14 protein-coding genes are annotated in these 14113 nt (G+C 56.2%); 8 read left to right on the forward strand and 6 right to left on the reverse strand.

The window, feature by feature from the left end; genetic code table 11:
• Position 1: 1 nt before the first annotated feature.
• On the forward strand, positions 2-1597 hold the full coding sequence (locus CFB02_RS01080) for a BCCT family transporter (RefSeq protein ID WP_088556518.1): 1596 nt from the start codon (positions 2-4) through the stop codon (positions 1595-1597).
• Positions 1598-1668: 71 nt separating this feature from the next.
• On the opposite strand, the gene ltaE is transcribed toward CFB02_RS01080, so the two are convergent.
• A complete protein-coding gene (gene ltaE / locus CFB02_RS01085) occupies positions 1669-2679 on the reverse strand; it encodes a low-specificity L-threonine aldolase (RefSeq protein ID WP_088556519.1) in 1011 nt (336 codons plus the stop codon).
• A gap of 137 nt (positions 2680-2816) precedes the next feature.
• Between ltaE and CFB02_RS01090 the strand changes: the two genes are divergently transcribed.
• Positions 2817-3272, forward strand: coding sequence for a GatB/YqeY domain-containing protein (locus CFB02_RS01090; RefSeq protein ID WP_088556520.1), 456 nt, complete (start codon positions 2817-2819; stop codon positions 3270-3272).
• Between the two features lie 41 nt (positions 3273-3313).
• Here the strand turns inward: CFB02_RS01090 and CFB02_RS01095 are convergent, their stop codons facing one another.
• Complete coding sequence (locus CFB02_RS01095) at positions 3314-4111, reverse strand: hypothetical protein (RefSeq protein ID WP_157677779.1); 798 nt, start codon at positions 4109-4111, stop codon at positions 3314-3316.
• A 165-nt stretch (positions 4112-4276) separates the two neighbouring features.
• Here CFB02_RS01095 and CFB02_RS01100 point away from each other — a divergent pair, with 165 nt between their 5' ends.
• From CFB02_RS01100 to CFB02_RS01110, 3 genes are all read left to right on the forward strand, one after another.
• Entirely contained in the window at positions 4277-4972 is a 696-nt protein-coding gene (locus tag CFB02_RS01100; protein ID WP_062782169.1) for a hypothetical protein, read from the forward strand.
• A 46-nt stretch (positions 4973-5018) separates the two neighbouring features.
• A complete protein-coding gene (locus CFB02_RS01105; protein WP_088556522.1) occupies positions 5019-5738 on the forward strand; it encodes a DnaJ domain-containing protein in 720 nt (239 codons plus the stop codon).
• A gap of 106 nt (positions 5739-5844) precedes the next feature.
• Positions 5845-6639, forward strand: coding sequence for a transporter substrate-binding domain-containing protein (locus tag CFB02_RS01110; RefSeq protein WP_227519285.1), 795 nt, complete (start codon positions 5845-5847; stop codon positions 6637-6639).
• A gap of 54 nt (positions 6640-6693) precedes the next feature.
• Here the strand turns inward: CFB02_RS01110 and CFB02_RS01115 are convergent, their stop codons facing one another.
• The 4 genes from CFB02_RS01115 to CFB02_RS01130 all read right to left on the reverse strand — a co-directional run bounded on the left by CFB02_RS01115 (position 6694) and on the right by CFB02_RS01130 (position 11013).
• The gene (locus tag CFB02_RS01115) at positions 6694-8592 is read right to left on the reverse strand and encodes a PHA/PHB synthase family protein (RefSeq protein WP_088556523.1); all 1899 of its coding nucleotides are present in this window, start codon (positions 8590-8592) and stop codon (positions 6694-6696) included.
• A 25-nt stretch (positions 8593-8617) separates the two neighbouring features.
• Positions 8618-9361 (reverse strand): 3-oxoacyl-[acyl-carrier-protein] reductase, encoded by a 744-nt coding sequence (gene fabG / locus CFB02_RS01120; protein ID WP_014578046.1) that lies wholly within the window; start codon positions 9359-9361, stop codon positions 8618-8620.
• Between the two features lie 108 nt (positions 9362-9469).
• The gene (locus tag CFB02_RS01125; protein WP_014578045.1) at positions 9470-10687 is read right to left on the reverse strand and encodes a polyhydroxyalkanoate depolymerase; all 1218 of its coding nucleotides are present in this window, start codon (positions 10685-10687) and stop codon (positions 9470-9472) included.
• The gene (locus CFB02_RS01130; protein ID WP_082813960.1) at positions 10684-11013 is read right to left on the reverse strand and encodes a 2OG-Fe(II) oxygenase; all 330 of its coding nucleotides are present in this window, start codon (positions 11011-11013) and stop codon (positions 10684-10686) included. The genes CFB02_RS01125 and CFB02_RS01130 overlap by 4 nt, the downstream gene beginning before the upstream one ends.
• A gap of 110 nt (positions 11014-11123) precedes the next feature.
• On the opposite strand from CFB02_RS01130, the gene mtgA reads away from it, so the two are divergent.
• The 3 genes from mtgA to CFB02_RS01145 all read left to right on the forward strand — a co-directional run bounded on the left by mtgA (position 11124) and on the right by CFB02_RS01145 (position 14108).
• On the forward strand, positions 11124-11816 hold the full coding sequence (gene mtgA, locus CFB02_RS01135; protein ID WP_088556524.1) for a monofunctional biosynthetic peptidoglycan transglycosylase: 693 nt from the start codon (positions 11124-11126) through the stop codon (positions 11814-11816).
• Between the two features lie 96 nt (positions 11817-11912).
• The gene (locus CFB02_RS01140; RefSeq protein ID WP_088556525.1) at positions 11913-12392 is read left to right on the forward strand and encodes an NADAR family protein; all 480 of its coding nucleotides are present in this window, start codon (positions 11913-11915) and stop codon (positions 12390-12392) included.
• Between the two features lie 147 nt (positions 12393-12539).
• Positions 12540-14108 carry a diguanylate cyclase gene (locus CFB02_RS01145; protein WP_172835788.1) on the forward strand — a complete coding sequence of 523 codons (1569 nt, stop codon included), beginning with the start codon at positions 12540-12542 and terminating at the stop codon, positions 14106-14108.
• The last annotated feature ends 5 nt before the right edge of the window (positions 14109-14113 follow it).

Below are 14113 nucleotides of genomic sequence, written 5' to 3' on the forward strand. Positions count from 1 at the left end.
ATTGGGTGACGTCATTTCAGACGATTATCAGACCGACTACGTAGCCGGTCAGGATAATATCGAGAAGTTCGGCTTCGATATCCACAACATCGTATTTCCGTTAACCGCAATCCTGATTGTTGCCTTCGTTGTCGGAACACTTATTTTCCCTGCAGGTGCAAAGGAGTTGCTCGATAGTGCCAAGAATGGTGCGATCGCTGTGTTCGACTGGGGCTTTCTTCTCAGCGCAAACCTGTTTGTTATCTTCTGCCTGGCCCTTATTTTTATGCCGGTGGGCAAGATTCGCATTGGCGGGCTTGATGCCAAGCCCGAATTCTCTCTGCTGTCCTGGTTTGCCATGTTGTTCGCAGCTGGTATGGGTACAGGGCTTATGTTCTGGTCGGTTGCCGAGCCGGTGGCCTATTACACCGACTGGTATGGAACACCCCTGGGTGTTGAGCCAAACACTGCTGAGGGTGCCCGCCTTGCGATGGGCGCAACCATGTACCACTGGGGTCTGCATCCCTGGGCAATCTACGCGATTGTCGGGCTCTCGCTGTCGTTTTTTGCCTTTAATAAAGGCCTGCCGCTAACCATTCGTTCCGCTTTTTTCCCAATTCTGGGAGACAAGGTCTGGGGGTGGCCCGGCAATGTCATCGACACCGTGTCGGTACTGGCGACCATCTTTGGTCTTGCAACCTCGCTGGGGTTTGGCGCCCAGCAAGCGGCATCCGGTATCTCCTACCTGTTTGATATTGAGGGAGGCCTGAATATTCAGGTAGGCGTGATCGCCGGCGTTACGGCGGTCGCTACCCTCTCCGTGATTCGGGGGATCCACGGTGGTGTCCGGATTCTCAGTAACGCGAACATGATCATGGCCGGGCTGCTGCTGCTGTTTGTAATATTTGCCGGCCCCACACTTGCCGTGTTCCAGTGGCTTTGGGATACGTCGGTCTCCTACGCGTCCAATATGTTCTCGCTCAGTAATCCCTTTGGCCGCGAGGAAGACACCACCTGGTTCCATGGTTGGACCGTCTTCTACTGGGCCTGGTGGATTTCCTGGTCACCGTTCGTAGGTATGTTTATCGCGCGGGTATCCCATGGCCGCACGGTGCGTGAGTTCGTCACGGCGGTTCTGATCATCCCGACCATCATTACTCTGTTCTGGATGAGCGCATTCGGAGGCGGGGCGCTTAACCAGGTTCAGAACGATATTGGCGTGTTGGGTTCCGATGGTCTTACCGAAGTGTCGTTGGCCATGTTCCAGATGCTGGAAAATATCTCACTGTCTGGAATCACCTCTTTTATCGGGATCACTCTGGTGTTGACCTTCTTCGTCACATCCTCGGATTCAGGTTCCCTGGTGATTGACAGCATCACGTCTGGCGGCAAGACCGATGCCCCGAAAGCCCAGCGCATCTTCTGGGCGGTCACTGAAGGGACCATTGCCGGGGTGCTTCTGTTCGTTGGCGGTGAACAAGCCCTCAACGCTCTGCAAGCTGGCGCCCTGAGTGTCGGGCTGCCGTTTACGCTGGTGCTGTTGGTGATGACCTACAGCCTGTTCAAAGGCCTTCATCACGAACGCCGCTTGCTGATTGCCGAAGGCAAGATGGTGTAACCCCAGGCTGATATCAGGTAACGCTGGAAGGGCCCCTCATTGAGGGGCCTTTTTTGAGCGAGAGTATCCGTTCAGGACGGGTAGAATTTCCGGATGGCCGTCAGCAGGGTGTCCACATCCTCACGGCTGACATCCTGATGGGTCACAAAGCGGATGGGGTCGCCGGCCGTAATCAGGATGCCCTGTTCGGCCAGGTAGTCTTTCAGCTGTGACGCCTGGCCCGCCTTGCACCTTGCATAAACGATGTTGGTCTGGGTGCTGGCCGGGTTGACCTCAAGTGCCGGAATCTTTGCCAGGCCGTTGCTAAGGTATTCGGCGTTTTCATGGTCCTCGAACAGTCGAAGAGGCCCCCTTTCGAGCGCGATACGTCCCGCGGCGGCCAGAATGCCGGCCTGGCGCATGCCGCCTCCCACCATTTTGCGCAGCCGGGTGGCCCGCTTGATGAATGATTCCGACCCCAGCAACAGCGATCCGACCGGTGCGCCCAGGCCTTTGGACAGACACACGCTGACGGAATCGTAGTGCCGGGTTATTTCGGTGACATCGCAGTTTGATTTCACGGCGGCATTGAAAATACGGGCGCCGTCCAGGTGCAGAAGAAGCCCGTGTTCGTCGCAGAACGCACGGGCCTGCGCTTGGCACTCAAGGGGCAGTACTTTGCCTCCGATGGTGTTCTCAAGGGAGAGCAGACGGGTGACGGCAAAATGAAAATCGTCCGCCTTGATCGCGGCCCGGGCTTTTTCCAGATCAATGCTCCCGTCCGGCTCGTTCTCGATCGGTTGGGGCTGGACACTGCCGAGCACCGCGGCGCCTCCGCCCTCGTACTTGTAATTGTGAGCGGACTGGCCACAGAGATACTCATCGCCACGGCCACAATGGCTCATGATGGCAAGCAGGTTGGCCTGGGTGCCTGTGACAGTAAAAAGGGCCGCTTCGAAGCCAAGCCGCTGGGCGGCGTAGGCCTGCAGGCTGTTAACCGTAGGGTCGTCGCCATAGACATCGTCTCCCACCTCGGCGCTGGCCATGGCTTCGCGCATCTCGGGGGTAGGGCGGGTCACAGTATCGCTGCGGAAATCAATCATTGTTCCTGGCGCCTTTTTCTTTCCTCGGGTGTCTGCATTCTACAGTGCAGCATGAATCATGGAATTCCCACCCTTTGCATTATTCCCGATTCGTCCCCATAAAGCAGAACAAAGCGAAACAACAGGAGATCAGCAATATGACGGCACCAACCCTTAAGGAACAACTGAACAGCGCAGTAAAAGAAGCAATGCGGAACAAGGATAAAACCCGCCTGGTTACTTTGCGCATGGCCCAGTCTGCCGTGAAGCAGATTGAGATTGATGAACGCCGCGAGCTCAATGACGAGGATGTTCTCAAGGTGCTGGACAAGATGCTCAAACAGCGCCGCGACGCTGCCAGTCAGTACGACGAAGCCGGCCGCGAGGAACTGGGCGATAAAGAGCGAGCGGAAATGGTGATCATTGAAGAGTTCATGCCTGCGGCCCTCAACGAGGATGATCTTGACGGGTTGATTCGGATGGCCATCAGTTCAACGGATGCCCAGGGCATGCAGGACATGGGTAAGGTGATGAATGAATTGAAACCCCAGGTGCTTGGCCGCGTTGAGATGGGGCATTTGAGCAAGAAAGTGCGAGCCGCGCTGGCGGGTTGAGCTTCAGCGTTTGCGTCTGTTCTTGAATATGAATGGATTTTTTACCAACCGAGCCTGAGGCTTGCCAGCAGGGCATCCCCAAGCCTCAGATCCTCGGTACCCGTGTTCAGGTCCTTGTATTGGATACGGGTAGCCAGACTGGCTCCTATACCAAGAACGATGGTTGGCCAGGATTGTCCCCCCTGGTGCACCCGATAAGTCAGTTGGGTTCTCCACTCGCGTAAATAGAGCGCGCTTTCTACTTCCCTCTCCTTGTCCAGCGTGGCCCAACGGTCCCCGTTTCGTTCCACCCGGAACGCCCAAACCTGCCCCGGGCTCTGCCACTGCATCAGAACGGGCAGGTCTACCAGCCAATGGCCGTGTGCGTTGCTTTGTTCCCAGCGTGCTCTGGGGAGCCAGCGGAAAGAGCCAAACCTGTGATCGCCTCCGATACCCAGGCTCAGGGCGCTGGAGCTGTTAACGGCCCGGAAGAATGCAACACGGCCGTTAAGGACATCGCTGTGAAAATCCTGATATTTGAACATATTGGAGGTGCCGGCGATGCCGGCCCGCGCTTCCAGGCGGTAGAGCTGATGCCGCCATTCGCCACCGAAGGTTAACCGATGCAGGTGCCCGTTGTGGGCCGGCTCGCCTGTACGGATGCGTAGTGGCTGGTAATCGTAATCAATACCGAAGACGCTGGCAGAGCCCCGGGCTTGCCAGCCGAGTCCTCGCTGCGAGCGGGTGACCTCGTTGGCAGATGGCACATTCTCGGGCCAATCGTAAGGCTGCCATTGGCGATAGAGCAGGTAATACGTGTTTGACGCCTGCACCGCGCTTGGCAGCGCAATGGCGGTCAAAAAAAGGGAAGCCAGGAGCAAAGGCCGGAATCTGGCGGCACTCCTGATTCGGTACCAACGCCCTGTTTTCACCATGCGTTGCCCTCGCCAAACCTGTGAATTGCGCGATCTATGCCCTACTATTTTAGCGTCAGTTTTTTCAGCCGCCGTGATTTTCAGGAGCCTATGTCCGATAAAGAGCTACGCACCCGATCCGACAAACAGGCGATCGACCAGTTTATCAATGAGGTTCGCACGTTGCCCAAGCAGGGTGGCGGGCAGGGGCGGCTGATTTTCGCGCTGGACGCGACTGCAAGCCGGGAAGCTACCTGGGACCAGGCCTGCCATCTGCAGAGCGAACTGTTTATAGCAACCCGGGATCTGGGTGGCCTGGCCATTCAGCTCTGCTACTACCGTGGCTTCGGTGAGTTCAAGGCCACGGGGTTTGTGACCGAAACCGGGCAGTTGCTGAATCTGATGAACGGCGTTTCGTGCCTCGGTGGGCGCACCCAGATCAGCCGGGTATTGGCCCACGCGGTGAAAGAGACCCGTGCAAAGCCCGTCAAAGCTGTGGTGTTTATCGGTGACTGTTGCGAAGAACCGGTGGATGAGCTCTGTCACACCGCCGGGGAACTGGGAATGCTGCGCACACCAGTGTTCATGTTTCATGAGGGCAATGATGCCCATGCGAGGGCGGTATTCCAGCAGGTGAGCAAGCTTTCAGGGGGCGCATACGCACCCTTTGACCGTAACAGTCCTCAGGTGCTCAAGGATCTTATGGCGGCAGTTGCGGTCTATGCTTCCGGGGGAGCCAAGGCGCTGCAGGATTTTTCCAGCCGCAGTTCCCCGGAAGTGAAGCGCCTGACCAGACAGATCCGATAGTGCTTGTGAGAATCCATTGATGGGCCGGTGTGCCCGGGGTATTTGAGTGCCGTTAACGCTTGTTGCCATCGTTGTCGCGGTTGTGGCGTGGGTGTGGTTGCGCAATCAGCCTGCCAGTCAGCGCAATGCCGCCATTCTCAAACTGGCTCTGCTGGCCGGTATCGGCATTGTCGTACTGCTGGCCATAACCGGGCGACTGCATTTTGTCTTCGCCGGTTTGGCCTTTCTCTATCCTCTGTTGCGTCGCCTGCTGCCATCTTTATTGCGTGGCGGGCTCGGTGGCGTGACCGGTGGTGCCGGGGCCAAGTCGGGCAACCAGTCCCATGTTTCCAGCGATATTCTGGAAATGACTCTGGACCACGACTCGGGAATCATGAGCGGCAAGATCATCAAGGGCCCGATGGAAGGGAGAGAGCTGGCGGAGTTAAGCGAAAGCGAGTTCCTTGAGCTATTACGCTATTGCCGCGGCCAGGACGAGGATTCTGCCCGGCTCCTTGAAACTTACCTGGATCGCCGGTTCGGAGACTCCTGGAGAACAGACGATGAGGCGGCCTCTGAAAGCGATCCGTCGGGTGACAGTGGCAATACGGGCGGCCCGCTTACCGAGAGCGAAGCGCTGGACATCCTGGGGCTTGAGCCCGGAGCCAGTCGGGAAGAGATCATCAAAGCTCACCGGAGGATGATGCAAAAACTTCACCCGGACCATGGTGGCAGCAATTACCTGGCGGCGCGCATCAATGAGGCCAAGGAGTGTCTCCTGGGCTGAGGTGCATCCTGGTTTGCAGGCATTTGCTCAGAGTGATTGCCTGCACGCCGGGATGAGGATATTGTTCAAAAACTGAACTTTTAGCCCGAGATGAGAAGACAGCGGTTTGAAGATTTCAACGCTCGCCCAGTGTTTTTTATTTCTTCTGTCAGGATTGCCGCTGGCTGCGAATTCGGAGCCACTGCCGCGGCTGACAGTTCTTGCTGCTGAGATACCGGGCGCAGCGGAACCAAATCTCCAGGGGCGAGATATTGAATTGGTTTTGGCGACCTTCGTTGAGTGCGGGTTTGAGGCTGAATTCATCATGCAGCCCTTTGAGCGCCATGCGCGGACCTACAGGGATCGTCAGGACTTCGATGCTGTTGCCACAGTACCTTTGCACTGGCGTCTTCCCGGTTATTCCACATCCGCCTACATCTGGTACCAGAACGGTGCCTTCTACAATCATTCTCGTGTCGGCCCGATCGAGAGGATCGCAGACCTGGCCGGTCTTGACGTGGTGACCTTCCGCGAAGGGGTCGATGTGCTGGGAATCAGCGACAACGTGCCCGAGTTCGCCTCCCTCACCGAGATCGCCGATCAGACCATTCACTCCCGGCTACTGTTTATGGGCCGTGTCGATGCGATCCTGGCCGACGGATTCGTGGTCGCGGAAGTGAATCGTAGAATCTTCAACGAAAAGCGCCGTGGTGAAAGCTGGCCCTCGCAGTCTGATGCTTTTCGTTTCGCGCCAATCTTCAACCCGGCGCCGCACAAGATGGTTTTTCGGGACGCCGCACTCGCGGCTGCTTTTGATCAATGCTTCGACGACGTGCGCCAGTCGGGTGTGATTGGTCGCATCAATCAGAAATACATCGACAAGTATCAGAATGTACTGCGCTTCAGATACCTGGGGCGTTAAGGACAGGCTCCTGAAGACATGAGCCTGGCGATTCAAAGCCGTCGCAATGGTTTTTTAGTGGGTAACTTTTTCGGGAGATCTCGCTTTCGGCTTATCGGAAGCCGATTTCCTTTTTGACGGTTGCCTTGGTTTCCTGGCTACCGGGGCTGGCGGTGCCGGCTCGTTGCGCAAGTAAGCCCCGGGCGCCGGTTCAATCACCGGCAGATTGCCCTCTCCCGGAATGCGAGCCTTAACCTCACCGCCACCGAACTGCTCGGCCCAAGCCACCCAATCTGGCCACCAGGAACCTTCAAACTGCTCGGCACCTTTCAGCCATTCCTCTGGATTGGCCGGGTTGTCTTCGTTGAGGCGATAACCGTACTTCTTTTTCTCGGGCGGATTGATGATGCCGGCAATGTGCCCTGAACCGCCGAGGACAAAACGCAACGGGCCGCCCAGGTTACGTGCGCCTTTGTAGCAGGAGATCCAGGGTGCGATGTGGTCCTCAATCGCAGATGCAAAGTAGGCGGGGGCCTTCACCTTTCTCAAATCGATCGGTGTACCCGCCAGTGTAATACCCCCGGGCTCACGCAGCCGGTTGTTCAGGTACATATTGCGGAGGTAAAAGCTGTGCATGGCCGCTGGCATGCGGGTGGCGTCCGAGTTCCAGTACAACAGGTCAAAGGGCGCAGTGTCGCGGCCGAGAAGGTAATTATTGACGAAAAAAGACCATATCAGACTGTTGGCCCGCAGCATGTTGAAGGCCGTTGCCATGGAAGCGCCTTCAAGATAGCCCTGTTTGTTCATGGCCTTCTCGATTTTGGCAATAGAGTCCTCGTCGATGAAGACTTCGAGATCGCCGACTTCCGAGAAATCCATCATGCTGTTGAGAAACGTCGCGCTTTTTACGCGATCATCCCCGCGAGCCGCCAGCCAGGCCAGTGTGCAACCAAGCAGGGTGCCACCAATGCAGTATCCCACCGTGTTGATTTCTCGCTCACCGGTTGCCTGTTCAATGGCATCCATCGCGGCGACCGGACCTTCGAGCATGTAGTCTTCAAAGGTCTTGTGTGCCAACTCCGGGCCGGGATTTACCCAGGAAACCACAAACACGGTGTGGCCCTGTTCCACCCAATAACGGATGAAGGATTTTTTCTCGCCAAGATCGAGGATGTAATACTTGTTGATCCAGGGCGGTATCACCAGTAAGGGCCGGCGATGGACGGTCTCGGTGGTCGGCCGGTATTGGATGAGTTGCATCAGGTCGTTCTGGAACACCACGTCGCCAGGTGTGTTGGCCAGATTGTCGCCCACTTCAAACGCATCCGGATCGGACATGCGGAAAGGCATCGGGCCCTTGCCCTCGTCCAGATCACGCAGCAGGTTGGCGAGGCCTCGCAGGAGGTTCTTGCCTCGTGTCTTGACGGTTGTGCGCAACACTTCCGGATTGCTCAGAATGAAGTTGCTGGGTGCGAGGGCGTCGGTCATCTGGCTGGTGAAAAAACGGACTTTCCGTCTATCGTGATCATCCAGATCCCGGACATCGTCGATGGTGTCCATAACCCAGCGACTTGACAGTAAATACGCCTGCTTGAGGGCGTTGAAGGCGATGACGTCGTTCCAGGCCTGGTCACGGAAGCGACCGTCGCCAGGCTCGGGTTCGGCTACGGTCAACGGTTTCTTGCCAATACCGCTGGCCAGAATGCCAGACCAGAACAGACTGGTGTCTTTGAGCAGCCGCATCTGTGCAAACAGAAGCGTGTCTGGCTGGGTAGCAAGCTTGCCGGTCAGCGTCACGAAGGGCCTGGTCATGCTGCCTACGCTGGCCGGATTGGGTGGGCCACCGCGCAAACGCCGCATTATGGAGCGCTTGAGCAGGTGACCACCATGGACACCCACTCGCGCCAGAGAGCGGCTTACCACATTGGGTTCGAAGTCAGGCGTTGATTGCTTTTTTATTGGTTTGTCAGCCATTTTTTCGCCTTCTGTCTTTCAGGTGTTACATGTAAACGCCGCCGTTAACGTTGATCTGCTGGCCGGTGATGTAATCGCCTTCTGCGGCCAGGAAGACCACGGCGCGGGCAATTTCCTCCGGCTTGCCAAAACGACCCATCGGAACCCTGGCAATGATCTGTTCACGGATATTTTCCGGGACCTGGGCCAGCATTTCGGTTTCAGTGAAGCCCGGGGCAATGGCATTGACCGTGATGTTGTACTTTGCCATTTCCAGTGCCAGGGTCTTGGTAAACGCAATAATGCCCCCCTTGCTGGCCGCATAGTTGGCTTGCCCGAAGTTGCCCGCCTGCCCGACGAAAGACGTGATGTTGATGATGCGACCGTATTTCTGATCCATCATGATCTTCAACACTTCGGAGCATGTGGCGTAGACGCTGCCCAGATTGGTGTCGAGAACGTCGTTCCAATCATCGTCGGTAAGCTTCTTCATGGACTTGTCTTTGGTGATGCCGGCGTTGTTCACGAGGATATCGATGCGGCCCCACTGTTCCTGAACCTGGCGAACCAGGCTGCGCGCTTCCGGCATTTTTGACAGGTCTGCTTTGAAGGAGAGTGCCCGTACGCCGGTTGCCTCAATTTCTTTGGCGACTTCTTCGCCTTCAGACTGGCGTGAACGGTAATTGATGGCGACGTCGGCACCGCGTTGGGCAAGTTGCAGTGCGATGTGACGACCGATGCCGCGTGAGGCACCGGTTACGAGGGCGACCTTGCCCTTGAGGTCTTGCATGACATCCTCCCTGGAGCGATAGCTCGCTTTGAGTGTTAATTTTTATTATCGATAACCTCATTCAAGCTAGCAGAGCACCTGAGTCGCGACAAGAAAATGTGATTCCCGTCACGCTTCCCGTATGAACGTCTTGAGCCGAGGCGCAATGGATTCGCGCCATTGGCTGCCGTTGAAGACGCCGTAGTGGCCAACCCCCTTTTGCAGATGGTGCAGACGCCTGGCATCCGGGATGTTCACGCACAGGTCGTGGGCGGCCCGGGTCTGTCCTGGACTGGAAATGTCATCTTTCTCGCCTTCGATTGTCATCAATGCCGTGTTTTCAATGGCGGCCGGGTTCACTTTTCGGCCCCGGTGCATGAAGCAACCCCGGGCAAGGTGGAACTCCTGAAAGACACGTTGGATAGTGTCGAGGTAGTAAGTGGCCGGCAGATCCATGACAGCGAGGTACTCGTCGTAGAACTCACGATGGCGCCTGATTTTCTCGACTTCCTTATTCCGCATGGACTTGAACAGGCCCCGGTAGGCGTCAACGTGGCGGTCGAAGTTCATGTTCACGAAACCGGTCAGCTGCAGAAAGCCGGGATAGACTTTCCGCATGGCTCCCGGATAAGGCGCGGGCACAGGGTGAACCAGATTGCGCCGGAACCACGCCAGATTGTGTTTAGTGGCCAACTCGCATGGCGCGGTGGGGTCGACGCGTCCATCTATGGGGCCGCTCATCAGGGCGAGTGAGCGTGGTGTCGCGGGGTTATTATCCTCGGCCATGATGGCGGTAGCAGCGAGCACTGGCACGACTGGTTGGCAAACCGCCAATACATGAGTGTCCGGCCCAAGCTCTTCAATGAAATCGATCACGTAGTCGATATAGTCGTCCAGCCCAAAGTCGCCCGCGGAGAGAGGAACCCTGCAGGCATCACGCCAGTCGGTGATGTAGACGTCGTGGTCTGGCAGCATTTCCTTCACAGTGCCGCGCAGCAGTGAGGCAAAGTGCCCGGACAAGGGCGCAACGATCAGGAGTTTCGGGTCATCGGGGCGAGATACGCTGCGCTGGAAATGCTTGAGCTGGGCAAAGGGTTTGCGTTTGACGATGACTTCACTGATGTCGACCTCCTCCCCATCGCACACCGTTGTGTGCAGATTGAAGGCCGGTTTCGGGTAGCGTCGGGTCAGGTCGCCGAACACGCCGTAGGCGGAAGCAATACTGCGAGCGCCAGGTAAGCGGGACAAAGGGCTGAGAGGATGCCTGAGCAATTTGCTCTGTGCGTCTGTCATCATGCGCAAGGGCATCAGCGCGGCACGGCTCATTTCATGGGCAAAATACATCATGATACTGTCCTGCTTGAGTTATGGAGTCCGGAAGTCAACGCAAAACTCAACAGCCATCGATTTCCGCGCTCGATCTTTGATACCCGATGCTCATAGAGATCCGGGCGAAACAGATACAATCTTCCAAAAAGGTTGAAAATATTCTTGTCGCAGATGAATTCGCCACCGGCTTTGGGTTTCGCCAGAACCCAATTGAGTTTGTAGAGCCGGCCCTCGGAAACCATGTCCACGTGCGGCCCTACCTTGTGGCCTTCTGGATATCGGACCAGGTATATATTCAGGCGTCTGGAATGAAAGAGAATCCGGGTTTTTACTTTTGCAGGCATGGTAGTGGCATACGCTCTAACAGAATCGCTATCAGCAGTTTGCGCGCTGTGCGGCCCGTTGGTCAATTATGGCCGGGAACTCGCTCGTACAAAGATGAGGATTTGAACTGATGGCCAGAGCATCAGGTGGTCGCAAGCTTTTGCGATGGTTTTTGCTGCTATGCGCTGGCGCTATCGTGCTGGTGCTGTTGGTGGTTCTGATGTTCCGGTTCGTAAATCCACCCACCTCGGCCTTCATGCTGGGTTATCAGCTTCAGGGCGCGAACAAATCCCTCGCCCACGAATGGGTGCCCATGCGCGAGATCTCTCCCTGGATGCCGCTGGCGGTGGTTGCCAGCGAGGACCAGCGATTCCCGCACCATATCGGCGTGGATTTTGAGGCGGTTCGCCAGGCGCTCTCGGAGTATCGCGCCGGCGACGGGCTTCGAGGAGCCAGTACCATCACCCAGCAAACGGCCAAGAACCTCTTTCTCTGGAACGGTCGCAGTTTCATTCGCAAGGCCATCGAGGCGGGGTTGGCGCTTGTAATAGACGGCCTCTGGTCAAAACAGCGGGTACTGGAAGTTTATCTGAATATTGCCGAGTTTGGCCCCGGAATTTATGGCGTTGAAGCCGCCAGCCAGGCCTACTTCGGCAAGCCTGCCCGTCACCTTACCGAGTACCAGGCCGCGCTGCTCGCGGCCGTACTCCCGAATCCGAAAGTCCTGCGGGTCAATTCGCCATCGTCGTATGTTATGGAGCGAGTGGCCTGGATTCGGGGCCAGATTGCACAGCTGGGTGCTGGATACCTGCGAGATCTCTAGTCTTGCAGATGAGCAGATTTATTGGCGTGACCCCTAGCGCGGACTCGTTGATACTAGGGGTATTGCAGGACCACTTATTTTTAAAGGATTGCACGAATGTCTCTCTTCCCCGACGACAACGGCGAGAACGATCTGTTCATGTCACGAACCGACCCGGAAAACCCGCTGGGCACCCATGCCCCCTACAGTTTCGAGTTGGAAGGCAAGATCTGGCCAACCGTGGAACACTATTTCCAGGGAATGAAGTTCACCGACGACAACCGCCAGGAAAAGGTGCGCAACGCCGATACTCCCGGTAAGGCAGGAAAGCTTGGGCGCAAGCGCCACAAGAGCCTGCGTCGGGATTGGAAACAGGTGCGCGAAACCGTTATGACGCGGGGGATCTACGTGCGTTGCCGAACCCACCCCGAGCTGGCGGAGGCTCTGCTGGATACCGGCGATACGAAAATTGTTGAAAACAGTAATTTCGATTATTTCTGGGGTTGTGGCCGGGATCGGCGGGGTGAAAACCGGTACGGGAAAGTGTTGATGAATGTGCGGGCGAAGTTGCGGGAAGAGCAAGAATCCGCGAGCTGATCCCTGCAGATCGGTGCTATTTTTTACGGTTAGGCATGTAGCTATTTTGGACGTGTTTTCTTGCGAAGAAGGTCAGTTCGTATAAAGTATAGGTGTGGGCACGTCGTTCTTTCTAGCCAACCCAACAAAGAGCCTTGCAGGGAAGATTTGGCTTTTGCAACCCATCAAGCACGGACGGTAACCGAGATTCTGGTCTTGAACGTTTATCGTCAACCAGCCTTATTTCCGCTTGTTGTGGGCCTGCTCTACTATCTGGGTGCCTGGGTTGGTGTTCATTATGCTGCTCTGGAGAGCGGTATCGTGGTGCTTTGGCCGCCGAACGCCGTACTGCTCGCAGCGCTGCTGAGTCAGCCGAGGAGCCGCTGGTGGCTATTTGTCCTTGTTGTTATGGCTGCAGAGGTTGCGGCCGATATCTCGGTATTTTCTCTATTCCACGCGCTGCTATTCGGCACTATCAACATCGCCGAGTGCGTGCTTGCCGCCAGCCTGATTCGGTGGTTTCTTGATCGAAATCTCGATTGGAGTGAGCCCAAGGACCTGAGTCTCTTTCTGATTACCGTCTTTTTTATTGCGTCGCCTCTCGCCGCACTCGGTGGGGCGTCGATCTACTTTTTCCTGCTGGAAAGAGATACTCCCTTTCTGACGTTGTGGCGGCTTTGGTGGGTCGGAGACGCGACCGGCTTAATCATCTTGACGCCTTTTCTGCACATGATTTTCAGTTCGGGCCTTTTGAAACAAGCGGTCAACAGTAACTGGCGTGTACGTCTGGAACTTGTTGCCGCGTGGGTAATCGGCCTCATAGTCTGTTACCTGATTTTTATGTTTGACCTGGCTTCGGAGGATTACCTGGCGCTGTCCCCTCTGGCAGTTGTCGTGGCGCCCGCATGGGTTGCTGTCCGTTTTGGGCCGTTCGCCGGTTACCCTCTGGCTACAGCCGTGGCAATGTTCGTTGCTTTTGCCTCTGCTTCGGGAGTTGGCCCTTTTGTTGGTGAACCACAGGACCACAGCGCCTTATTGACTCAGGAATTTATTATCATTTTTACCGTCCTATTGCTTTTCGTCGCTGCCTTCGTGGACCAGAACCGTCGAAAATCTGGCGAGCTCAAAAAAGCTCTGGTAAAAGTCCAGCACCTGAACCAAGAACTGGAAGAAAGAGTCCAGCAGCGCACTCAGGAGCTATCCGATGCTAATCAACAACTCCAGGCACTTGCACTTACAGACGAACTGACGGGCATCCCCAACCGACGACGGATGCGAGTGCTGGGGGAAGAAGAGGCAAGGCGCAGCGAACGATCGGGCAGGCCTTTCAGCGTGATGCTGATGGATATCGATCACTTCAAGCAGGTTAATGACCAGCACGGGCACGCGGTTGGTGATGAATGCCTCAAAGCCTTTGTCCGAGCCATTTCACCTTCTCTGAGATCTATTGATCGCTTTGGGCGCTGGGGTGGAGAAGAGTTCATGATTGTCGTGCCGGATTCCGATCATGTGGATCTTCTTAGCCTCAGTGAAAAAGTGCTCGAATGCACGCGGGATATCGTGGTTGACGTCGATAATCAGAAAGTAGGCTTTACAGTATCGATCGGTGTTGCCGAGTGGCACCACGCCACCTTTGATAAACTGGTGTCGGAGGCCGACGATGCTCTCTACCGGGCAAAAGCAAAAGGCAGGGATCGCGTAGAGATCAACTTGCGGGGCCTCCGTGTGACCGAGTAGCAAGG

This window comes from Marinobacter sp. es.042 (genome assembly GCF_900188315.1).
Lineage (GTDB): Bacteria > Pseudomonadota > Gammaproteobacteria > Pseudomonadales > Oleiphilaceae > Marinobacter.